The sequence below is a fragment of the Streptomyces sp. NPDC093094 genome, from assembly GCF_044754345.1.
Lineage (GTDB): Bacteria > Actinomycetota > Actinomycetes > Streptomycetales > Streptomycetaceae > Streptomyces.
On the sequence record NZ_JBIVOX010000006.1, the window covers coordinates 424,374 to 444,314 of the forward strand.

A 19,941-nucleotide genomic window follows, 5' to 3' on the forward strand; every position below is an offset into this window, starting at 1 on the left:
CCGCCATTCGGGAAACGGTCATTCGCCCCCGGTGCACAGCCGCCCGAACCGGTCGGCGTCGATGTTGCCCCCGGACAGGATCAGCCCGGTCCGGCGCGAGGAGCGGCCGGCGCCGCCGACCCGGCCGGCCAGCAGCGCGGCCAGCGGGGTGGCGCCGCTGGGCTCCAGCACGATCTTCAGCCGTTCGAAGGCGAACCGCATCGCGGCCCGGATCTCGTCGTCGCCGACCAGGACGATCTCGTCGACCAGCCGCCGGTTGACGGAGAACGTCAGCTCGCCGGGGGTGTGCAGGGCCTGTCCGTCGGCGATGGTGCGCGGCACCGGGATGCTGACGCGCCGGCCCGCCTCCAGGGACCGCTTGGTGTCGTCCCCGCTCTCGGGCTCCACCCCGACGATCCGGGTCCCGGGGTGCAGCCCCTTGGCCGCGGTGGCGCTGCCGGCGATCAGGCCGCCGCCGCCGACGGGGACCACCAGGGTGTCCAGCTCCCCCGTCTCCTCGATCAGCTCCAGCGCGGCGGTGCCCTGCCCCGCGATGATGTGCGGATGCTCGTACGGCGGGATCAGCGCCAGCCCCCGTTCCGCCGCGAGGGCCTCGGCGAGGGCGACCCGGTCGCCGGTGTAGCGGTCGTAGGTGACGACCTCGGCGCCGTAGCCCTCGGTCGCCTCGCGCTTGGAGCGGGGCGCGTCCTCGGGCATGACGATCACCGCGGTGGTGCCCAGCTCGCGGGCGGCGAGGGCGACGGCCTGGGCGTGGTTGCCGGAGGAGTAGGCGGCGATGCCCCGGGCCAGCTGCCCGGGGGCGAGACGGGAGGCGGCGTTGTAGGCGCCGCGGAACTTGAAGGCGCCCACGCGCTGGAAGTTCTCGCACTTGAGGAACACCTCGCGGCCGGCCAGGGCGTCGAGGGTGCGTGAACGCAGCACGGGGGTGCGGTGGGCGACGCCGTCGAGGCGCGCGGCGGCGGCCCGGATGTCCTCCAGGGTGACCGGAGGGGCGGTGGTCGTCACGGGCGGGCTCCCTTCGGAGCGGGGTCGGTGTCGGTGTCGGTGTCGGTCCGGCCCCTGGCTCTGGACCGGGACAGATAGGTGTAGGCGGAGGCGCGGGAGATGCCGAGACGGACGGCGACCTGTTCGATCGCCCTGCGGACGGCGAAGACGCCGTGTTCGTCGAGGCTGCGGAACAGCTCCAGGCGGGCGGCGCGGTCCAGGCCGGCCCAGTGGTGGTGCGCGTGCAGCTGGTGGGCGTCGACGATGGCGTCGACGACCGAGTCGATGTCGTGGCCGAAGGTGGTGACGGGCACGTTCGCCGCGGGCTCGGCGCCGAGGCCGGCCAGCGCGCCGAGCAGGGTGTGGGCCCGGGAGAGCGCGTCCGTGTCCAGGTTGAGGCACAGGGCGCCGAAGACCGCGCCGGAGGAGTCGCGCAGCACCATCGTGGACGACTTGACCAGCGTGCCGTCGGCCGTGCGTGTGCGGTAGTTGAGCTCGTCCTCCGCCTGGTCGCCGCGGGCGAGGACGCGCATGCCGATCTCGCTCATCGCGCCGCCGGCCGTGCGGCCCGTCACCGAACCGGCGACCGCCACCACGGATCTCTCCGGCCGGCGGTAGTCGTGCAGCACCGCCTCGCAGACGGGGCCGAAGGTCGCCACGATGCCGTCGACGAGCGGGGTGAGCGCGCCGACGATCGCGTCCCGCTCGCGGTCGAGGGCCTGATCGGCCTCCATGGGTCGCTCCCTTCACCGAACCGTCCTGGACTGGCAGTCCAATCGCTGTACCAGCAGTCTAGACGGAAGGGGCGCCGGACGCACAAGGCCCCGGAAGAGGGATCTGGACCGGAATGCCCCGGGAGCGCAGGCTGTACAGGAAGGACAAAAGGGGCCGTACGGGAGTGATCGCCATGGAAGACAAGCAGTGGACCGTGCAGATCTACATCACCGAGGACGGCGACGACACCCGGGCCCGTGCCGTCCTGGCCACGAGCGACGCCGACGAGAGCGACAGCGTCACCGGCCGGGGCACGGCCCGGCGCAACCCCATGGACCGGCCCGTGCCGGAGATCGGCGACGAACTCGCCGCCAGCCGGGCCCTGGAGGATCTCGCCGTCCGGCTGCACGACGTGGCCGCGGACGACATCGTCGAGCTGGCGGGGCCTGTGACCACCTGAGACGCCCGCCGTGGCGGGCCGGGCCCCGGGCACCCGGCCCGGCCCGCGGGCCCGTGGAGTCGCCGTCACGGGCCCGGGGTGTGACCCTGGGAGGGAGGTGCGAACGGATGCGCGGCAACAGGCACTCCAGGCCATGGTTCTGGCGATGGCGGGCGAACCCGCTCCGGCGGCGTCACGACGTCGTCGAGGGCTGGGTCCTGCTGGCCGTGTGGCTGCTCACCCTCGTCGGCGGGGCCGTGGCCGGAGCCGTGACGGCACTCGCCGCCGGCGCCACGTTCGCCGAGCAGCGCGCCGAGCGCAGGCCGGTGCAGGCCGTCGTCGTGCAGGACGTGCCCTCCGACGCCCCGCGCGCGGGGACCGTGTCCGACGAGGTCAGGGCCAAGGTCCGGTGGACCGCGCCGGACGGGAGGGCCCGCACCGGCGTCGCCCTCGTGGACGGCGGGACCAGGCCGGGGGCCCGGGTCGTGGTCTGGCAGGACGCACAGGGGTCCCTCGCCACCCGGCCGCCGACCGGGGCCGAGGCCGCCGTGGAGGCGGGCCTGCTCGGCACGGCCGCGGCCGTCGCCTTCGCCGGTGCGGCCGTGGGCGTGGGAGCCGTCGCACGGTGGCGCCTGGAGAAGCGGTGTCTGGACCGCTGGGGCCGCGAGTGGGAGCTGGTCGGCCCGCGCTGGGGCGGTCACAAGACGGGCTGACGGCACCGCGAGGAGGTGGCCGTATGCGCTTCGACGACCGCGTGGACGCCGGACGCCGCCTGGCGGACGCGCTGAGCGGCCTGCGCGGCGCGGACACGGTGGTGCTGGGCCTGCCCCGCGGCGGTGTCCCGGTCGCCTACCAGGTGGCCCGCGCGCTGGAGGCGCCGCTCGACGTGCTCGTGGTGCGCAAGCTCGGGGTGCCCTGGCAGCCCGAGCTCGCCTTCGGCGCGATCGGCGAGCACGGCGTGCGTGTCCTCAACGACGACATCCTGGTGACGACCGGGGTGGACTCCGCCGAGCAGGCGGCGGTCGAGGAGGCCGAACGCGCCGAGCTGGAGCGGAGGGTGGGGGTCTACCGGGCCGGACGCCCGCCGGCCGGACTGCGCGGGCGGACGGCCGTGGTGGTGGACGACGGCCTGGCCACCGGCGCCACGGCGCTGGCCGCCTGCCGGGTGGTGCGGGGGCAGGGCGCCGCCCGGATCGTGCTGGCCGTCCCGGTCGCACCCGGCCGCACGCTGACACGGCTTCGCGACGTCGCCGACGAGGTCGTGTGCCTGGAGACGCCCGGCGCGTTCGGCTCGGTCGGCGCCTGGTACCGCGACTTCGGCCAGACCTCCGACAGCGAGGTCACGTCCCTGCTGGCACACGCGGCCGCCGCGGCACCGGCGGCCGCGGACGTGCCCGAGGACCCGGAACTGGAGGTGCCCGCGGACGGGGCGCGGCTCGCCGCCCGGTTCGCGCTCCCCCGTGACGCCCCGGCCGTGGTGGCGTTCGCGCACGGCAGCGGCAGCAGCCGGCACAGCCCGCGCAACCGGTACGTCGCCGCCGAGCTGGGCCGCGCGGGCCTGGGCACCCTGCTGCTGGACCTGCTCACCGAGGACGAGGAGGACGACCGCGGCAACGTCTTCGACACGGTGCTGCTGGCCCGGCGGCTGCGGGCCGCAGCCGGCTGGCTGCGCCGCGAGACCGGGCTTCCCGTCTCCTACTTCGGGGCCAGCACCGGGGCGGCCGCCTGTCTGGAGGCCGCCGCGGACGACGACGGCATCCTCGCGATCGTGTCCCGGGGCGGCCGTCCCGACCTCGCCTCCGCCCCCGTGCTGTCACGGGTGCGGGCACCGACCCTGCTGGTGGTCGGCGGATCGGACACCCAGGTGCTCAGCCTGAACCGGCTCGTCGCGGAGCGGCTGCACTGCGAGCACCGGCTGGCCGTGGTGCCCGGGGCCACGCATCTGTTCACCGAGCCCGGAGCGCTCGCCACGGTCGCCTCGCTGGCCCGCGACTGGTTCACCTCGCACCTCGCCCTCCCGGACACCTCGGCGGAGCACTCCGGTCCGGTCTGACGAGGGCGGGAGCGGCCCGAAGTCGACGCCCGGAAAGGAACGTTGTCCCAAAGTCCGGGTGAAGCCGGGATGTCCGCGTGCGGGGCGGGGAGCGGGAAAGTACGGTGGCGTCCTGGTGTTCGACCGGCAGTGGAGCGGCCACATGAGCGACAAGAAGACGGCGAAGCTGTCCCGCAAGACGTACGAGGACGAACTGCTGCGCCTGCAGACCGAGTTGGTGAAGCTGCAGGAGTGGGTGCGGGCGGAGGGCGCGCGGCTGGTCGTGGTCTTCGAGGGCCGGGACGCGGCGGGCAAGGGCGGCACCATCAAACGGGTCACCGAGCACCTCAACCCCCGCTTCGCCCGGATCGCGGCACTGCCCAGGCCGACCGAGCGCCAGCGCACCCAGTGGTACTTCCAGCGCTACATCGAGCATCTGCCGGCCGCCGGGGAGATCGTGCTGTTCGACCGGTCCTGGTACAACCGGGCCGGGGTCGAGCACGTGATGGACTTCTGCACCCAGGACGAGTACCGGCGCTTCCTCCACCAGTGCCCGATCTTCGAGCGGATGCTCGTGGAGGACGGCATCCTGCTGCGCAAGTACTGGTTCTCGGTGAGCGACGCCGAGCAGCAGGACCGCTTCCGGCGCCGCCTGGAGGATCCGCTGCGGCAGTGGAAGCTGTCCCCGATGGACCTGGAGTCGATCACCCGCTGGGAGGCGTACTCCCGGGCCAAGGACGAGATGCTGGTCCACACCGACGTCGCCGAGTCCCCGTGGTACATCGTGGAGAGCGACGACAAGCGCCGCGCCCGGCTCAACATGATCGCGCACCTGCTGGACACGGTGCCCTACAAGGAGATCCCGCCACCGGTCCTGGAGCTGCCGGAGCGCCCGCCGTCCACCGGCTACGAGCGCCCCCCGCGCGACCTGCAGACCTACGTCCCGGACCACGCGTCGACCCTGTGAACCGGGCCCGGACCGGGCTCCCGCGGTCACCCCGCCCGGGTGGTCACCGCACCCTTCCCCGCGGCTTCAGCGGTGTCGCCGGCAGGGCGGGGGCCGGCAGCGGGTCGCCGTCGTAGCCCTTCACCTCGCCGAACCGGGTGCCCTGCGCCCAGTCCCGCCGCGCCTGGACGATCTCCTCCTGGGTCCGGCCGATCCAGTTCCAGAACATGATCAGTTCCTCCTCGAACGGCTCGCCGCCCAGGAGCATGAGACCGGCGTCCGACTCCGCGCGCAACGGGAGTGCGGTGCGGCCGCAGCCGAGGTAGAGCATGGAGCCGGGCAGGACGGGGACGCCGTCGACATGGGCCTCGCCCGACATCGACAGTACGGCGTACTCGAAGTCCGGTTCGAGGGGGACACGTACGTCGGCCCCGCGGGTCAGGGCGAGGTCGGCCCCGACGATCGGGGTGTACGTCGTGCCGGGCGACGCGGCGCCGTCGAGGCCGCCGAGGATCAGGGTGGCCCTCAGGCCGGGCGCCGTGACGACCGGCAGGTCGCCGTGGTGCTCGAAGTGCGGGTCGGTGTGCCGGTGGCTGTCGGGCAGGGCGACCCACAGCTGGGCCCCGTGCAGCAGGCGGGCGTGGGACCGGGGGCTCTCCTCGGAGTGGCTGATCGCCCGGCCGGAGGTCATCAGGCCCAGTTCGCGCGGGCGGATGAGCTGCCGGCTGCCGGTCGAGTCGCGGTGCAGCACCTCGCCCTCGTGCAGCCAGCTGACGGTCTGCAGACCCATGTGCGGATGCGGGGGCACCTGCATGCCGGGCTCGTCGGCGATGTCGTCCGGTCCGTAGTGGTCGACGAAGCACCAGGCGCCGACCATGCGGCGGCCCAGGTTCGGCAGCAGCCGGCGGACCTCGGTCGACTCGCCGAGCCGGACGCTGCGCGGGCTGAGAAGTTCGCGTACGGGCTCCGCCACCACGAATCCGCGGCCGCCGCACACGGCGGGAACCGCCTCGCGGTCGAGATTGCTCATGACGGACAACCTAGACCCGCGGGCACCCTCCCGTCAGTGCGGCGACCGGGCGATCGTGGGGTTCCCCGAAGAAATAGTAGCCATGTACATAGTAGCCATGTACTGTATTCATCATGAGCAACGGTTCCGAGGGCGCGACGCCCGGCTTCCTGGTGTGGCGGCTGTCCATGAAATGGCGCACGGCCGTCGACCGCGCGGTGGCCCCGCTGGGGCTCACCCACGCCCAGTACTCCGTCGTCGCCTCGCTGCACGGCATGGCCCGCACGGGTGAACGGCCCAGCCAGCGGCAGCTCGCCGACCGCACCGGGCTCGAACCGCTGTACGTGTCCAAGCTGGCGCGCTCCCTGGAGAGCGCCGGGCTCGTCCGGCGGGAGCGGGACCCCCGGGACCCCCGCGCGGTCCGGCTCTCGCTCACGGAGCAGGGCCGCGCGACGACCCTGCAGGCCGTCGAGGTCGTCCACGCCCTGCTGGAGCGGCTGCTGGCACCGCTGGGCGGGCTCGACGGCGAGCGCACCCGGGAGTTCGCCCGCGACCTCGCGACCCTGCTCGACGCACCGCTTGATCCATCCCACGAGAACAGGCAGGAGCAGTCATGACCACCACCGCAGCCACGTCCGTCCCCGCTCTCGACCCCCGCGCCATCGCCCTCGCCCACTACGCGAGCCGCGCCGTCCTCGAACGCGTCCTCGCCCGGCACGGCATCACGTTCCGGCAGTCGGTGACACTGCGGCTGTTCGCGGTCGCCGAGGGGCCCGTCGGCCACGACGCCGTCGTGGCGCAGGCCACGGCGTCGCTGAAGGTCCCGGCCGCGGAGATCCGTGCGACCGTCGGCGAGCTGGCCGACCGGGGCCTGGTCGCGCCGGAGGGGGACGGCCTGCTGATCACGGACGCCGGCCGCGCGCTCCACACCGCCACGACCGCCGAGACCGCGCCGATCTCGGCCCGGATCTACGACGGGATCCCCGAGGAGGACCTCGCCGCGGCCGGCCGCGCCCTGGCCCGCATCAGGGAGCGCGCCGACGCCGAACTGGCCGCGCTGGAGGCCGCGGACGGGCACTGACCGGGCGGCGGCACCTCCGCCCGGACGCCCGAAGGGCCCGGCATCCCCCCGGATGCCGGGCCCTTCGGGCGTTCCCCGCCCGTCTCGCGCACGGGCGGTCCCCGGTCGCGCTACTCGGCGTCCGCCGTCACCCCTCTGCCGTACCGGCGCCGGCCCCGCCGGTGGGCGATCTCGCCCAGGAGCACGTCGACGGCGACGAAGGCCGCGAGCGGAATGCCGAAGAGCGGGACGAAGTAGCCGAGGACGGTGACGGCGGCCAGCATCGGGACGAAGACCTGGGGCGGGACCTCGGCCCACGCACCGCGCGGGATCGGCCGCCCGAACGCGCTGCCGCGCCCGCGCTGCCACCACATGCGGTAGCCCAGCACGACGAGCACGATCAGCGCGAGCGCGAGCGCCATCAGCAGGATCTGGTTCGCGAGCCCGAACAGGGTGCCGGTGTGGAAGTCGATGCCCCACCGGGTCAGCTTCGCCAGCAGCGGGTACTCGTCGAGCCGCAGCACGTCGACGACCTCGCCGGTGGCCGGGTCGACGGCGACCGAGTCCCCCTTCCCGGGGAAGGTGCGTTCGATCTGCTTGACGACGTACGCCGAGGAGGCGTCGGCCGGCCGGACGATCTCCACCGGGTCGCCGAGCCCCTCCGCACGCGCCGCGGCCAGGACCTTGTCGATGCCGACCCCGTCCGCGGCCGCGTCACCGCCGGAGCCTCCCGCTCCGGCGTGCTGGGCGTGGTCGCCGCCGACGGTGGCCGTCACCGAGGGGGTGGAGTGGCCGAGGGCGGTGCGCAGTTCGTCGATGTTCGCGCCGGCGTACGTGGACCAGGTCAGGCCGGTCGCGGAGAGGAAGAAGAAGCCGACCGCGGCCCACACGCCGATGGTGCCGTGCAGGCCGAGCGTGCGCCGACGGCCGCTGGTGCCGCGCACCTTGCGCCGGGCGCGCGCCCGCGCGAACCACAGCACCAGTCCGCCGCCCGCGATCACCCACAGCCAGCTCGCGGCGAGTTCGCTGTAGAGACGGCCGCTCTCCCCGAGACGCAGATCGCGGTGGAACTCGTCGATCCAGGTCCGCAGCGGCAGTGCGCCGCTGCCCCCGTACTGCTCCAGAGACCCGCGCACCTCGCCGGTGTAGGGGTCGACGAACACGGCGAGGGAGCGGTCCTCGGCCACGCCCGGGACACCGGAGAGCATCACGCGTGTGGCGGCGTCGTCCTGCGCGGAGGGCCGTACGGCGGTGACGTCGCCGTCGGGGTGCGCCTTGCGGGCGGCGGCGACCTGCTGGGAGACGGGCAGCTTCGTGTCGCCGACGGGGACGGTCATCTCGTCGGCGTACAGGATCTTCTCGGCCTGGAACGAGCCGGCGTACAGGAAACCGGTGGTGGCGGCGACGAGCAGGAAGGGGGCGACGAGCAGGCCGGCGTAGAAGTGCAGACGCAGCACGAGAGCACGCAGGGGTCTGAGGGCGCCCGGCCGGCCGGCCGGGGTCGCGGTCTGGGGAGCCTCGTCCGTCTCGGGCGAGGGAGCGGTGGTCATCGGTGGGTCTCTCCGGTGGCTGGAAAACGGTGGGTGTCAGCCGTTGCGGTCCAGTAGTCGGGAGCGACCGGCAGCGAGTTCCCGCGAAGTGAAGTGACCTGCGCCACAGGTTCGGTGACAGGTGTCAGGGGGCGGCGTGGCATCCTGGCCGGATGGCATCTCCCCACACGCACGCGACCGTTGCCGAGCAGGTCGAACGACTCCTCGCCGCAGAAGGCCCGTTGCCGATCGTCGCGGCCGGCGACCCGGTGCTGCGGCAGGGCACCGAGCCGTACGACGGACAGCTCGGGCCCGCTCTGCTGGCCCGGTTCGTGGAGGCACTGCGCGTGACGATGCGGGCGGCGCCGGGAGTGGGCCTGGCGGCGCCGCAGGTGGGAGTGGGACTGCGGATCGCCGTCGTCGAGGACCCGGCGCCGGTGCCGGAGGAGGTGCGGCTGGCGCGGGGCCGGGTGCCCCAGCCGTTCCGGGTGCTGGTGAACCCGTCGTACGAGCCGGTCGGCCCGTCGCGGGCGGCGTTCTTCGAGGGCTGTCTGAGCGTGCCGGGCTGGCAGGCGGTCGTGGCCCGGCCGGCGATGGTCCGCCTGACCGGGCAGGACGAGCACGGCCGCGCGCTCGACGAGGTGTTCACCGGCTGGCCCGCCCGTATCGTCCAGCACGAGACGGACCACCTCGACGGGACGCTGTACCTCGACCGGGCCGAGCTGCGCTCGCTCGCGTCCGCGCAGGCCATGGCCGAGCGCTGGGCCCAGCCGACGCCCGCGGCCGCCGCGCGGGCCCTCGGCTTCGACCTGCCCGGCTGAACAGCCCGCCCCGGGCCGTCAGTTGTCCCGGTACGCCTCCAGCAGCCGCAGCCAGACCTCGCTGAGCGTGGGATACGACGGTACGGCGTGCCAGAGCCTGCCGACCGGGACCTGTCCGGCCACGGCGACGGTCGCCGAGTGGATCAGCTCGCCGACGCCGGGTCCGACGAAGGTGACCCCGCGCAGGGTCCCGTCGTCCAGGTCGACGACCATCCGGGCGCGTCCGCGGTAGCCCTCGGCGTAGAGGCCCGCGCCCGCGACCGAGGAGAACTCGGTGTCGACGGCGCGGACCCGGTGGCCGGCCTGCTCCGCCTCGGCGAGGGACAGTCCGACGGCGGCCGCCTCCGGGTCGGTGAAGACGACCTGCGGGACGGCGGCGTGGTCGGCGGTGGCGGTGTGCGCGCTCCAGGGCTCCGTCGCCGCTTCGCCGGAGACGCGGGCGGCGATGGCCGCGCCGGCGATGCGGGCCTGGTACTTGCCCTGGTGGGTGAGGAGGGCGCGGTGGTTGGCGTCGCCGACGGCGTACAGCCAGTCCGTGCCGGTCACCCGGAGGCTGTCGTCGACGGGCAGCCAGGTGCCGGGCTCCAGGCCGACGGTGTCGAGGCCGATGTCGTCGGTGCGCGGGACGCGGCCGGTGGCGAAGAGGATCTCGTCGGCCTCCATACGCTCCCCGGAGCCGGTGGTGACGACCACCGTGCCGTTCTCACGGGTCACGGACTCCACGGAGGTGCCGGTGCGGACGTCGGCGCCGGCCTCCTTCAGCCCCTCGGCCACCAGTTCCCCGGCGAAGGGCTCCATCCGGTTCAGCAGGCCCTTGCCGCGGACCAGTACGGTGACCTGCGAGCCGAGTGCCTGCCAGGCGGTCGCCATCTCCGTCGCGACCACGCCGCCGCCCACGACGATCAGCCGGGCGGGCGCGGCCCGGGCGCTGGTGGCCTCGCGGCTGGTCCAGGGCCTGACGTCGGCGAGGCCGGGCAGATCGGGGAGCTGGGCGCGGGTGCCGGTGCACACGGCGACGGCGTGCCGGGCGGTGAGGGTGTGCCGGGTGCCGTCGGGGGCGGTGACCTCCACCGTGCGCGGTCCGGCGAGGCGGCCGTGGCCGCGGTACAGGTCGGCGCCGATGCTCTCGATCCAGCGGACCTGGCCGTCGTCGTGCCAGTCCCCGGTGAAGCCGTTGCGTCGGGCGAGGACCGCGGCCGTGTCCAGCGGGCCCTGGACGGCCTGGCTCAGACCGGGCAGGCGGCGGGCGTCGGCGCGGGCGATGACCGGGCGCAGCAGGGCCTTGCTGGGCATGCAGGCCCAGTAGGAACACTCGCCGCCGACCAGCTCGCTCTCCACGACCGCGGTGGACAGGCCGGCCGCGCGGGTGCGGTCGGCGACGTTCTCCCCCACGGGCCCGGCTCCGAGCACCACGACGTCGTACGCGTTGGAATCCGTTTCCGTCATGGGGCCAGTCTTGCGGGTGGTGTGCGGCGTGGCCACACGGGTACGCGCGCGATTGCGTGACGGTGCACGCCTGGAATACCCGCCCGTCCTCTCGCGTTGGTGCGGACGGCTCACCCGACACCAGGAAGAGGGATTCACGCCATGAGCAGCACTGTGGAGCTCACCAAGGAGAACTTCGACCGGACGGTCACGGAGAACGAGTTCGTCCTCATCGACTTCTGGGCGTCCTGGTGCGGGCCGTGCCGTCAGTTCGCCCCGGTCTACGAGAAGGCCGCGCAGGACAACCCGGACCTGGTCTTCGGCAAGATCGACACCGAGGCGCAGCCGGAGCTGGCCGCGGCCTTCGGGATCCAGTCGATCCCGACGCTGATGATCGTCCGTGACCAGGTGGCGGTGTTCGCGCAGCCGGGCGCGCTCCCGGAGGCGGCGCTGGCGGACGTGATCGGGCAGGCCCGGAAGCTGGACATGGACGAGGTGCGCAAGGCGGTCGCCGCGCAGCAGGCCGGGTCCCAGGGGGCGTGACCCCGCGGGCCGGGTCCCAGGGGCGTGACCCCCACGGGCCGGGTCCCGGCCGGGGTGTGATCCCCGCGGGTCAGGTGGAGTCGCGGGGGATCACCGTGGCCCCCAGGACCTTGTGGGTCTCGGGAGCGGCTCCCGGGTCGCGGACCGCGCGGTCGACGAGTTCGGCGAGGTCGCGCGCGGAGGGCAGTTCGATGTGGACGGTGCTGAGCCTCGGTCTCAGGAGCCGTCCGAGCATCAGGTCGTCGGCACCGATCACGGCCGTGTCCTCGGGGACCCGGACGCCTTCGTCCTGGAGGGCGCGCATCAGCAGCATCGCGTACTCGTCGTTGTACGCGAACACCGCGTCCAGACCGAGGCCGCGCCAGCGCGCGGCGAGCCCGGCGGCGGACTCCTCCTCGTAGGCGAGGGGGAGTTCACGCACGTCGGCGCCCGTGCCGTGCAGGGCGCGGCGCACCCCGGCGAGCCGGGGTGCGGAGAAGGCGTCCAGACCGGGTTCGGCCGGGACGACGACCCCGACACGGCGGCGGCCGCGGGCGTGCAGATGGGCGCCGGCCGCGCGGCCGACCTCCTCGTGGTCCATCAGCAGGGCGTGGGCGCCGTCGACGGAGGCGGGTCCGATGGTGACGACGGCCCGGGCGCCGGAGCGTTTGAGCACGGCCACGCCCTGCGGGCCGAGGCCGGAACCGGGCACCAGGACGGCGACGGGGCGCAGTTCGGCCCAGGCGCGGGCGGCGTCGTCGCCGGTGAGACCGACGGTGCCGTACTGGACGACGGTGTAGTCCAGTCGCCCGAGGGCCCACTGGAGGTCGCTCAGGAACTGGCTGTAGAGCGGTCCGACGGGGACGGCGGGGGCGGGCATCAGCACGGTGCGGCTGTGCCCGGCGCGCAGACTGCGGGCCGCGGCGTGCGGTACGTAGCCGAGTTCCTCGGCGGCTTCGCGCACCCTGCGGCGGGTGGGTTCGCTGATCCGGACGGCGCTGGTGTTGTTCAGGACGTAGGAGACGGTCGCACGCGAGACCCCGGCCAGCCGCGCCACGTCCGCGCTGGTGGGGACGGCGGGCTGCACGGACGGCGACGAGGCGGACTGTTTCGGTATCTGCACCATGACTCAGGCATCTTGGCAGAGCCGGGGCAGGGGGCTTCGGCCGGGATCCGGTGCTTGAGTTTTCTACCGACTTGCCGCGCGTAGACGGCAGTTGAGGTTTTCGCGGGGCCGTGCACGGGATCAGCGGGGCGGTTCGGTGCCCGTCACCCGCGCGACCAGGTCGAGCCAGCCGGCCTCCAGGCGTTCGACGGGCATCCCGCACTGCCTCACGAGGTGGTGGACGAGCACGGGGCTGAGGTAGCCCATCAGGGTGTGGGCGAGCAGTTCGGCGTCCGCCCCGGGCAGTTGCTGCCGCAGGAGCATGGCGACGTGGGCGTGCAGCGCGCGCCGGGCCGCCGCGGCGAACCGGCGGTCGCTGCTGGGTTCGGCGGCGAGCATCAGGTCCAGCTGCTCGATCGTGCGGCGCAGGACGGCACAGCCGAACTCCCGCAGCCGCTCCACGGGCGGCGCGCCGGGACCGAGCGGGGGCGGCCCGCCGATGAAGGCGGCCTGGAACCGGCGCTCGGAGTGGTCGAGCAGCGCGGTGAGCAGTCCGGTGCGGTCGCCGAACCTGCGGAAGACCGTGCCCTTGCCGACCTCGGCGGCCGCGGCGACGGCCTCCATCGTCACGCCGGCCGCGCCGTGCTCGGCGATCAGGCGGGCGGCGGCGTCCAGCAGCCTGGCCCGGTTGCGGGCGGCGTCGGCGCGCAGGCACGGCTCGTCGTCGGGCGCTCCGAGCTGGATCAACTCGACGCCCGTGTCCGGCTGTTGCGGCGGCGACGACAGGAGGGGGAGGTCGGCGGACATGACACCAGCGTAAACCATCGGGAATGAAACTGGACCGCGGTCCGGTTAGCTGGTACACAGAAATGGACCAGGGTCCGGTTAGCCGGTCCGGAGAACTGGACCGCGGTCCGGATTAGTGGTACAACTTTCAACGGACCCCGGTCCGGATAGTTAGACGGCACAGTTCCAGCCCTCAGGAGTAGTCATGTCTGTCCGCATCCTCGCGCTCGTCGGCAGCCTTCGCGCCGGTTCGCACAACCGCCAGCTCGCCGAGGCGGCCGTGAAGCACGCTCCCGAGGGCGCGCAGATCGAGCTGTACGAGGGTCTGGCCGAGGTCCCCTTCTACAACGAGGACATCGACGTCGAGGGCTCCGTCCCGGAGTCCGCCCTGCGCCTGCGTGAGGCCGCCGGGTCCGCCGACGCCCTGCTGCTGTTCTCCCCCGAGTACAACGGCACCATCCCGGCCGTCCTGAAGAACGCCATCGACTGGCTGTCCCGTCCGTACGGCGCCGGTGCCCTCGCGGGCAAGCCGGTGGCCGTGGTCGGCACCGCCTTCGGCCAGCACGGCGGCGTATGGGCGCAGGACGAGGCCCGCAAGGCCGTGGGCATCGCCGGTGCCAAGGTCCTGGAGGACGTCAAGCTGGCCGTCGCCGGCTCGGTGACCCGCTTCGCCGAGATCCACCCGGCCGACGACGCCGAGGTCGTCGAGCAGCTGGTCGAGGTTCTCTCCCTCGTGCGCGGCCACGCGGGTGAGGCGGCTGCGGCCTGAGCGGCGCCGCAGTCCCGGAAGGGGGCCGCAGCCTTTGGGCGCGGCCCCCTTCCGCATGCCCGGGACGGGCACGTCCGCATGCCCGGGACGCCCCCTCCCGCATGCCCGGGACGGCCCCTCCCGCATGCCCGGGACGGCCCCTCCCACATGCTCGGGACGGGCACGTCCGCATGCCCGGGGCGGCCCCTTCCTCGTGTCCGGGGCGGGCACGCCCGGCTGCGCGGGGCGACCCCCGGCTGACATGATCGGCTCTCGTCGCGGAAGTGCGGGGCGCGGAGGGGGCGTATGGAGGAGTCAGGGGCGTCGCACCGGGACCGGCTGGCCTCCCATGTGACGGTGGGCACCCGGCTGTCGCTGCTCAGCGACCGCCGGCTCGCCGAGGCGGTGGCCGGCGCGCAGCCGCTCGGCTCCGGGGTCGGCGGGCGGTCGGCACGGCTGGAGGTGGCGGGCACCCCGGTCTTCGTCAAGCGGGTGCCGCTGACGGAGCTGGAACTGCGGCCCGGACATCTGCGGTCGACCGCCAACGTCTTCGGACTTCCGCTGTTCTACCAGTACGGGATCGGCTCGGCCGGGTTCGGCGCCTGGCGCGAACTGGCCGCTCAGCTCATGACCACCGGCTGGGTGCTCCGGGAGGAGTACGCCGGGTTTCCGCTGCTGCACCACTGGCGGGTGCTGCCCGACGAACCGCCGTCCGGGTTCGCCGACGTGTTCGGCGGCATCGACGGGGCGGTCGCCCACTGGGACGGCTCCCGGGCCGTACGGCGCCGGCTGGAGGCGATCGGCCGGGCCTCCTCGTCGCTGGTGCTCTTCCTGGAGCATGTGCCGCACACCCTGGGCGCGTGGCTCGCCGAGGCGCGCGGGACACGGGGCGCGGCCGACGCCCGGGTCTACCGGTGGGCCGAGGAGGCCCTCGCCCGGGGCACGTCCTTCCTGCGCGCGCGGGGCCTGGTCCACTTCGACACGCACTTCGACAATCTGCTCACCGACGGCCACCGGGTGTACTTCGCGGACTTCGGTCTGGCGCTGAGCCGGGACTTCGACCTCTCCCCCGAGGAGAGCGCCTTCCTCACCGGCCACCTGGACTACGACCGCGCCTACGCGCCCGCGCACCTCCTGCGCCATCACCTGCTCGACCGGCTGCGCGGCGAGGTCCCGCACGAGGAGTTCCTGCGGGCGTGGGTCGCGGGCCGCTCCCCCGTGGCCGTCCCGCCCGGGATCGCCGCGCTGGTCGACCGGCACGCCCGGGCCTCGCTCGTCCTGGACGACTTCCTGCGCCTGCTGCTCACCCGCAGCAAGCGGACCCCGGTCCCGGCGGCCCGGCTGCGGCAGGCGCTCGGAACGGCATGATCCGCACGACGGTCCCCGCCGGGGTCACAGCCAGTCGCGGCGTTTGAAGACGAGGTACAGGCTGACGCAGACCACCGCCATCAGACCGAGGGCGAAGGGGTAGCCGAAGATCCAGTGCAGTTCCGGCATGTGGTCGAAGTTCATGCCGTAGACGGTGCCGACGAGGGTCGGGGCGAAGAGGATGGCCGCCCAGGAGGAGATCTTCTTGATCTCGTTGTTCTGCGCGTGCCCGGCCTCCGCCATCAGCTTCATCTCCTCGTTCTGCGCCTGGGAGACGAGCGTGGCGTTGACGGTGAGGATGTTCTCCAGCATCTGCCGGAAGCCGTCGACGCGCTCGGCCGCGGTGGTGGCGTGGTCGGCGACGTCGCGCAGGTAGCGGCGCAGCTCCTCGTCGGTGCCGTACTTCTCGAAGCCCGCCTCCAGGTCGCGCATGATGCCCAGCAGGGGGCGGGCGGCGCGCTGGAACTCGATGACCTCGCGGGACAGCTCGTAGATACGGCGCGACACCTTGGGGTCGCCGCCGAAGACCTCGGTCTCGATCTCGTCGATGTCGTTCTGGAGGCCGGCGATGACGGGCGCGTAGCCGTCGACGACCGCGTCCAGGACGGCGTAGAGCACCGCCTCCGGGCCGAGGGCCAGCAGCTCCGGGTCCTTCTCCAGGCGGGCGCGGACCGCGCCGAGGTCGGGGGCCTGGGAGTGGCGGACGGTGAGGACGAAGTCGGGGCCGATGAAGAGGTGTATCTCGCCGAAGTCCACCTCCTCGACCTCGTCCAGATAGCGGGCGGCGCGCAGGACCACGAAGAGGGTGTCGCCGTAGCGCTCCAGCTTGGGCCGCTGATGGGCGACGATGGCGTCCTCGACGGCCAGTTCGTGCAGGTCGAACTGCTCGGCCGCCGCCAGCAGCTGGCCCGCCGCGGGCCGGTACAGGCCGATCCAGGCCATCGTGCCCGGCTCGCCCGGCAGCCTGCGGTAGATCTCCGCCAGCGAGGAGGGGGTCTCGATCCGGTGCCCGTTGCGGTAGAGGCCCGCGTCGACGACGCTGCGCGCCAGGGAGGCCGACGCCGGTTCCTGCTCCTCGTCGGCCCTCGGGTCCATCGTGTGCTCGGGCGCTTCCTCGCCGGGGCCGACCAGCACGGGCTGCGGCCGGTTGAAGGGCCGCTTGCCCGCTCGTACCGCGCGACCGCGCCAGTCGGCCATGGCTGCAACCTCCAGGGGGAGCGCCTCGTCCCTGTGGTTCAGGCTAGCCCCGGGGCGGAGATCGTGCGCCACCGGTTGGTTCCCCGGGGGCGTGCCCGATGCCGCCGGGGGGTCCGGACGCTCCGCGTCAGCGGCACCGGCGGGCGTCGAGCCGGGCGGCCTGGCGCGTCAGGTGGCCGCGCACGACCGGCGGGCCTCACGTGCGCTGACGCGGCCGACGGCGGGCCCCTGCGGCCGGACTCGACCGGTTTCCGTAGCATGTGCCGCGTGACAGCCCCGACCCCGCTCCGCCGCGCGGTGCCGCCGAACCGGTGGTCCGTGCTCCTGGCGTGGGGGCTGCTGGTCGGGCTGCTCGGCATGCACGGCCTCGCCCCGGGCGGGACCGCCTCCGTCTCCGGTCACCACCCGGCCATGGCCGCCGCGCAGGACGGCACGGCCATGAGGCCGGACCGGGACGCCGAGTCGGTGTGCCACGGCGACGGCGGCGGACACCTGCACCACGCCGACGCGACCTGTGCCTCCGGTGCCGTCGGCGCGGGCCCCTCGCTGGACCCGCCGCTGCCCGGCCCGGCCGACCGGGCCGCGGCGCCGTACGCCGGGCGGCCCGCCGCGACGGGCGGCCCCGAGGGCGGCCGCTCCCCTCCCTCGCTCGCCGAGCTGCAGCTCCTGCGGATATAGGACACGGCCCCGCCGTGCGCCGCCCCCGGCGGCGCCGCGCGGTCCCCGGCCATGTCCTGCGCCCCCGGGCGCGACACCACTGCACACCGCAGGAGTCCACGCATGTCCAGCACCACTCGTACGCTCTTCCGCCGCGCCGCGTCCGGCGCGGCGGCCGTCGCCGCGGCCCTCGTCCTCGCGGCCTGCGGCGGCGACGGCACCTCCGGCTCCCACTCCGCCTCGCACTCCGGCTCTCCCTCCGCCGACAGCTCCGCCGGCCGGGAACCCGCCCCGGCGGGCGCGTCCGGCGGCACCCACAACGCCCAGGACGTGTCCTTCGCGCAGGGCATGGTCCCGCACCACCGGCAGGCCCTGGAGATGGCCGGGCTGGCCGCGGACCGGGCCTCCTCCGCCGAGGTCCGGGACCTGGCCTCGCGCATCGAGAAGGCCCAGGGGCCGGAGATCGAGACGATGTCCGGCTGGCTGGACGCCTGGGGCGAGGACGCGCCCGCGTCCGGCACGGGCCACGCCGGTCACTCCGGCACGGCCGGGATGACGGACCACGAGGAGATGACCGCGCTGGCCGAGGCGTCCGGCCGGGACTTCGACACGAAGTTCCTGTCCCTGATGGTCGAACACCACGAGGGCGCCGTGGAGATGGCGACCGCCGAGAAGGAGCGGGGCCGGTACGGCCCGGCCCGGACGATGGCCGGAGAGGTCGTCACCGCGCAGAGCGCCGAGATCGAGGAGATGAACCGGCTTCTCGGCGCGCGCTGACCGGCATCACGCCAGGTCGGGTCGGGTCACCGGCGAACGGCACCCGAGGGGCGTCCGGCGGCTGTCCCAAGCCGTCGGACGCCCCTCGGGCCCGGCGGCACGCCGCCGGACGGAGGGGCCGGACGGACGGGCCCGGCGGCACGCCGCCGGACGGACGGGCTGGGCGGCACGCCGCCGGACGGACGGGCCGGACGGACGGGCCCGGCGGCACGCCGCCGGACGGACGGGCCGGACGGACGGGCCCGGCGGCACGCCGCCGGACTCGTTCAGGACGACAGCTCGCGCAGGGCGCGGCCGAGGGCCGCCACGCCCTCGGCGGCGACACCGGGCGGCGTGGCCGAGTAGCCGAGGACCAGACCGGGGCGGCCCGGGAGCTGGCGGTGCCACGACAGGGGATGGCACTTCACTCCACGGGCCAGCGCGGCCGCGGCGAGCGCGGTGTCGGGCACGTCCTGCGGATAGGTGACGGTGAGATGCAGACCGGCGGCGGCACCGTGCACGACCGCGCCCGGCAGATGCTCGCCGACAGCGGCCATCACGGCGTCACGGCGGCGCCGGTGACGGCCGCGCAGCATCCTCAGATGCCTCTCCAGATCGCCGGACTCCATCAGCCGGGCGAGCACCAGCTGGGGCAGCACCGGGTTGCCGAGGTCGGTGAAGCGTTTGGCGTCGGTCAGCGCGGCCCGGTACCGGGGCGGCGGCACCGTCCAGCCGATCCGCAGCGCGGGCGCGAGCAGTTTGGACACACTGCCGAGATAGCAGACCCGGTCGGCGAGCAGGGCGCGCAGCGCCTGCACCGGCGGCCGGTCGTAGCGGTGCTCGGCGTCGTAGTCGTCCTCCAGGATGAGCCCGCCCTCCTGCGCCCAGCGCAGCAGCTCACGGCGCCTTTCGCCGCTGGTCACCACCCCGGTGGGAAACTGGTGGGCCGGGGTGAGCAGCACCGCGCGGGCTCCGGTGGCGCGCAGCGCGTCGACGCGTACGCCGTCCTCGTCGACCGGCACCGGCGGGGTGGCCAGGCCGGCGTAGTGCAGATGCTGACGGGTGCCGAGCGAGCCCGGCTCCTCCACGGCGACGGCGTCGACGCCCTCCGCGCGCAGGACGGGGTTCAGCAGGGCGAGCGCCTGGGCGGTGCCGGCCACGACGATCACCTCGTCCGGGGAGACCCGGATGCCCCGGCTGCGGGCGAGCCAGTCGGTGACGGCGCGGCGCAGCCGGGGGGCGCCGCGCGGGTCGCCGTAGCCGAGGGTGTCGGCGGACAGCTCGGCGAGCACGGCGCGTTCGGCGCGCAGCCAGGCCGTACGGGGGAAGACCGCGAGGTCGGGGCGGCCGGGGGTGAAGTCGACGCGGGCCGGTGCGGCGCGCAGCGCGTCGAAGACGTCCGTCGTGGGCTCCCCGGTGAACAGGGCGTCCGGTGCCGGGTCCGGCGGTGCCTCGGGCGCCGCGGGCTCCGGGCGGGGTGCCGCGACCACGACCGTGCCGCCGCGCCGGCGGCCCTCGGTCCGGCCGTCCTCGGCGAGGCGCCGGTACGCCTCGGTGACCACGCCCCGGGACAGGCCCAGTTCGGCGGCGAGCAGCCGGGTGGACGGCAGCCTGCCGCCGACGGCCAGCCGTCCGTCGGCGATCGCCTGGCGCAGCCGCCCGGCCAGCCAGTCCGCCTTGCCCGTGGCGGGCACGGCGGCGGCGTCGAGCAGGAGGAAGTCGGAACCGCGCCCCTGCGGGTCCCCCGGCGCGGCGTCGGCGGCGGCCCGTCGTGGCGCGTCGGGGTGCGGGGGGTCCCCGGCTGCGGTCGTCCCCCTCGCCACCTCGTCGTCCACGCCGCCGA

Annotated in this window: 21 protein-coding genes; 12 read left to right on the plus strand and 9 right to left on the minus strand. The window is 74.5% G+C overall.

Translation table 11 applies throughout. The features are described from left to right. Positions 1-18: 18 nt before the first annotated feature. Positions 19-1,005 carry a pyridoxal-phosphate dependent enzyme gene (locus ACIQGV_RS15495; protein ID WP_402494795.1) on the minus strand — a complete coding sequence of 329 codons (987 nt, stop codon included), beginning with the start codon at positions 1,003-1,005 and terminating at the stop codon, positions 19-21. Then, a complete protein-coding gene (locus tag ACIQGV_RS15500; RefSeq protein ID WP_402494796.1) occupies positions 1,002-1,718 on the minus strand; it encodes a transcriptional regulator in 717 nt (238 codons plus the stop codon). Before ACIQGV_RS15500 ends, ACIQGV_RS15495 begins: the two co-directional genes overlap by 4 nt. A gap of 173 nt (positions 1,719-1,891) precedes the next feature. On the opposite strand from ACIQGV_RS15500, the gene ACIQGV_RS15505 reads away from it, so the two are divergent. The 4 genes from ACIQGV_RS15505 to ppk2 all read left to right on the plus strand — a co-directional run bounded on the left by ACIQGV_RS15505 (position 1,892) and on the right by ppk2 (position 5,136). Beyond that, positions 1,892-2,158 carry a DUF1876 domain-containing protein gene (locus tag ACIQGV_RS15505; RefSeq protein ID WP_402494797.1) on the plus strand — a complete coding sequence of 89 codons (267 nt, stop codon included), beginning with the start codon at positions 1,892-1,894 and terminating at the stop codon, positions 2,156-2,158. Positions 2,159-2,265: 107 nt separating this feature from the next. Further along, positions 2,266-2,850 (plus strand): hypothetical protein, encoded by a 585-nt coding sequence (locus tag ACIQGV_RS15510; protein WP_402494798.1) that lies wholly within the window; start codon positions 2,266-2,268, stop codon positions 2,848-2,850. A gap of 23 nt (positions 2,851-2,873) precedes the next feature. After that, complete coding sequence (locus ACIQGV_RS15515; RefSeq protein ID WP_402494800.1) at positions 2,874-4,190, plus strand: phosphoribosyltransferase family protein; 1,317 nt, start codon at positions 2,874-2,876, stop codon at positions 4,188-4,190. A 142-nt stretch (positions 4,191-4,332) separates the two neighbouring features. Next, positions 4,333-5,136 carry a polyphosphate kinase 2 gene (ppk2, locus tag ACIQGV_RS15520; protein ID WP_402494802.1) on the plus strand — a complete coding sequence of 268 codons (804 nt, stop codon included), beginning with the start codon at positions 4,333-4,335 and terminating at the stop codon, positions 5,134-5,136. 43 nt (positions 5,137-5,179) lie between these two features. On the opposite strand, the gene ACIQGV_RS15525 is transcribed toward ppk2, so the two are convergent. Continuing rightward, positions 5,180-6,145 (minus strand): pirin family protein, encoded by a 966-nt coding sequence (locus ACIQGV_RS15525; RefSeq protein ID WP_402494803.1) that lies wholly within the window; start codon positions 6,143-6,145, stop codon positions 5,180-5,182. A 113-nt stretch (positions 6,146-6,258) separates the two neighbouring features. On the opposite strand from ACIQGV_RS15525, the gene ACIQGV_RS15530 reads away from it, so the two are divergent. After that, entirely contained in the window at positions 6,259-6,741 is a 483-nt protein-coding gene (locus ACIQGV_RS15530; RefSeq protein ID WP_402494804.1) for a MarR family winged helix-turn-helix transcriptional regulator, read from the plus strand. After that, the gene (locus ACIQGV_RS15535) at positions 6,738-7,205 is read left to right on the plus strand and encodes a MarR family transcriptional regulator (RefSeq protein WP_402494805.1); all 468 of its coding nucleotides are present in this window, start codon (positions 6,738-6,740) and stop codon (positions 7,203-7,205) included. The genes ACIQGV_RS15530 and ACIQGV_RS15535 overlap by 4 nt, the downstream gene beginning before the upstream one ends. A 110-nt stretch (positions 7,206-7,315) precedes the next feature. On the opposite strand, the gene ACIQGV_RS15540 is transcribed toward ACIQGV_RS15535, so the two are convergent. Further along, positions 7,316-8,734, minus strand: coding sequence for a PepSY-associated TM helix domain-containing protein (locus tag ACIQGV_RS15540; protein WP_402494807.1), 1,419 nt, complete (start codon positions 8,732-8,734; stop codon positions 7,316-7,318). A gap of 152 nt (positions 8,735-8,886) precedes the next feature. Between ACIQGV_RS15540 and ACIQGV_RS15545 the strand changes: the two genes are divergently transcribed. Then, positions 8,887-9,534, plus strand: a complete 648-nt coding sequence (locus ACIQGV_RS15545; RefSeq protein WP_402494808.1) for a peptide deformylase — start codon at positions 8,887-8,889, stop codon at positions 9,532-9,534. 18 nt (positions 9,535-9,552) lie between these two features. On the opposite strand, the gene ACIQGV_RS15550 is transcribed toward ACIQGV_RS15545, so the two are convergent. Continuing rightward, positions 9,553-10,980, minus strand: a complete 1,428-nt coding sequence (locus ACIQGV_RS15550) for a dihydrolipoyl dehydrogenase family protein (protein ID WP_402494809.1) — start codon at positions 10,978-10,980, stop codon at positions 9,553-9,555. Between the two features lie 141 nt (positions 10,981-11,121). Between ACIQGV_RS15550 and trxA the strand changes: the two genes are divergently transcribed. After that, positions 11,122-11,502, plus strand: coding sequence for a thioredoxin (trxA, locus tag ACIQGV_RS15555; protein ID WP_402494810.1), 381 nt, complete (start codon positions 11,122-11,124; stop codon positions 11,500-11,502). A gap of 70 nt (positions 11,503-11,572) precedes the next feature. Here the strand turns inward: trxA and ACIQGV_RS15560 are convergent, their stop codons facing one another. Together ACIQGV_RS15560 and ACIQGV_RS15565 are read right to left on the minus strand one after the other, a co-directional pair. Next, positions 11,573-12,607, minus strand: a complete 1,035-nt coding sequence (locus ACIQGV_RS15560; protein ID WP_402494811.1) for a LacI family DNA-binding transcriptional regulator — start codon at positions 12,605-12,607, stop codon at positions 11,573-11,575. Between the two features lie 120 nt (positions 12,608-12,727). Beyond that, the gene (locus ACIQGV_RS15565) at positions 12,728-13,393 is read right to left on the minus strand and encodes a TetR/AcrR family transcriptional regulator (protein ID WP_402494814.1); all 666 of its coding nucleotides are present in this window, start codon (positions 13,391-13,393) and stop codon (positions 12,728-12,730) included. 184 nt (positions 13,394-13,577) lie between these two features. Here ACIQGV_RS15565 and ACIQGV_RS15570 point away from each other — a divergent pair, with 184 nt between their 5' ends. Both ACIQGV_RS15570 and ACIQGV_RS15575 read left to right on the plus strand, forming a co-directional pair. Beyond that, positions 13,578-14,141 carry an NAD(P)H-dependent oxidoreductase gene (locus ACIQGV_RS15570; protein ID WP_402494815.1) on the plus strand — a complete coding sequence of 188 codons (564 nt, stop codon included), beginning with the start codon at positions 13,578-13,580 and terminating at the stop codon, positions 14,139-14,141. Between the two features lie 285 nt (positions 14,142-14,426). Further along, positions 14,427-15,488 (plus strand): protein kinase family protein, encoded by a 1,062-nt coding sequence (locus tag ACIQGV_RS15575; protein WP_402494818.1) that lies wholly within the window; start codon positions 14,427-14,429, stop codon positions 15,486-15,488. Positions 15,489-15,512: 24 nt separating this feature from the next. On the opposite strand, the gene ACIQGV_RS15580 is transcribed toward ACIQGV_RS15575, so the two are convergent. Continuing rightward, entirely contained in the window at positions 15,513-16,685 is a 1,173-nt protein-coding gene (locus tag ACIQGV_RS15580) for a magnesium and cobalt transport protein CorA (protein WP_402494820.1), read from the minus strand. Between the two features lie 267 nt (positions 16,686-16,952). Between ACIQGV_RS15580 and ACIQGV_RS15585 the strand changes: the two genes are divergently transcribed. Continuing rightward, positions 16,953-17,363 carry a DUF6153 family protein gene (locus tag ACIQGV_RS15585; protein WP_402494823.1) on the plus strand — a complete coding sequence of 137 codons (411 nt, stop codon included), beginning with the start codon at positions 16,953-16,955 and terminating at the stop codon, positions 17,361-17,363. A gap of 102 nt (positions 17,364-17,465) precedes the next feature. Further along, entirely contained in the window at positions 17,466-18,119 is a 654-nt protein-coding gene (locus ACIQGV_RS15590; RefSeq protein WP_402494825.1) for a DUF305 domain-containing protein, read from the plus strand. Positions 18,120-18,385: 266 nt separating this feature from the next. Here ACIQGV_RS15590 and ACIQGV_RS15595 read toward each other — a convergent pair whose 3' ends face one another. Continuing rightward, positions 18,386-19,933, minus strand: a complete 1,548-nt coding sequence (locus ACIQGV_RS15595; RefSeq protein ID WP_402494827.1) for a PLP-dependent aminotransferase family protein — start codon at positions 19,931-19,933, stop codon at positions 18,386-18,388. Positions 19,934-19,941 lie beyond the last annotated feature (8 nt).

What these genes read in the sequence shown, in the direction of transcription:
- ACIQGV_RS15560 (WP_402494811.1), bottom strand. Translation starts at nt 12,607, where the DNA reads ATGGTGCAGATACCGAAACAGTCCGCCTCGTCGCCGTCCGTGCAGCCC.
- ACIQGV_RS15535 (WP_402494805.1), top strand. Translation starts at nt 6,738, where the DNA reads ATGACCACCACCGCAGCCACGTCCGTCCCCGCTCTCGACCCCCGCGCC.
- ACIQGV_RS15545 (WP_402494808.1), top strand. Translation starts at nt 8,887, where the DNA reads ATGGCATCTCCCCACACGCACGCGACCGTTGCCGAGCAGGTCGAACGA.
- trxA (WP_402494810.1), top strand. Translation starts at nt 11,122, where the DNA reads ATGAGCAGCACTGTGGAGCTCACCAAGGAGAACTTCGACCGGACGGTC.
- ppk2 (WP_402494802.1), top strand. Translation starts at nt 4,333, where the DNA reads ATGAGCGACAAGAAGACGGCGAAGCTGTCCCGCAAGACGTACGAGGAC.
- ACIQGV_RS15525 (WP_402494803.1), bottom strand. Translation starts at nt 6,145, where the DNA reads ATGAGCAATCTCGACCGCGAGGCGGTTCCCGCCGTGTGCGGCGGCCGC.
- ACIQGV_RS15590 (WP_402494825.1), top strand. Translation starts at nt 17,466, where the DNA reads ATGTCCAGCACCACTCGTACGCTCTTCCGCCGCGCCGCGTCCGGCGCG.
- ACIQGV_RS15515 (WP_402494800.1), top strand. Translation starts at nt 2,874, where the DNA reads ATGCGCTTCGACGACCGCGTGGACGCCGGACGCCGCCTGGCGGACGCG.
- ACIQGV_RS15565 (WP_402494814.1), bottom strand. Translation starts at nt 13,393, where the DNA reads ATGTCCGCCGACCTCCCCCTCCTGTCGTCGCCGCCGCAACAGCCGGAC.
- ACIQGV_RS15540 (WP_402494807.1), bottom strand. Translation starts at nt 8,734, where the DNA reads ATGACCACCGCTCCCTCGCCCGAGACGGACGAGGCTCCCCAGACCGCG.
- ACIQGV_RS15505 (WP_402494797.1), top strand. Translation starts at nt 1,892, where the DNA reads ATGGAAGACAAGCAGTGGACCGTGCAGATCTACATCACCGAGGACGGC.
- ACIQGV_RS15570 (WP_402494815.1), top strand. Translation starts at nt 13,578, where the DNA reads ATGTCTGTCCGCATCCTCGCGCTCGTCGGCAGCCTTCGCGCCGGTTCG.
- ACIQGV_RS15500 (WP_402494796.1), bottom strand. Translation starts at nt 1,718, where the DNA reads ATGGAGGCCGATCAGGCCCTCGACCGCGAGCGGGACGCGATCGTCGGC.
- ACIQGV_RS15575 (WP_402494818.1), top strand. Translation starts at nt 14,427, where the DNA reads ATGGAGGAGTCAGGGGCGTCGCACCGGGACCGGCTGGCCTCCCATGTG.
- ACIQGV_RS15550 (WP_402494809.1), bottom strand. Translation starts at nt 10,980, where the DNA reads ATGACGGAAACGGATTCCAACGCGTACGACGTCGTGGTGCTCGGAGCC.
- ACIQGV_RS15530 (WP_402494804.1), top strand. Translation starts at nt 6,259, where the DNA reads ATGAGCAACGGTTCCGAGGGCGCGACGCCCGGCTTCCTGGTGTGGCGG.
- ACIQGV_RS15510 (WP_402494798.1), top strand. Translation starts at nt 2,266, where the DNA reads ATGCGCGGCAACAGGCACTCCAGGCCATGGTTCTGGCGATGGCGGGCG.
- ACIQGV_RS15580 (WP_402494820.1), bottom strand. Translation starts at nt 16,685, where the DNA reads ATGGCCGACTGGCGCGGTCGCGCGGTACGAGCGGGCAAGCGGCCCTTC.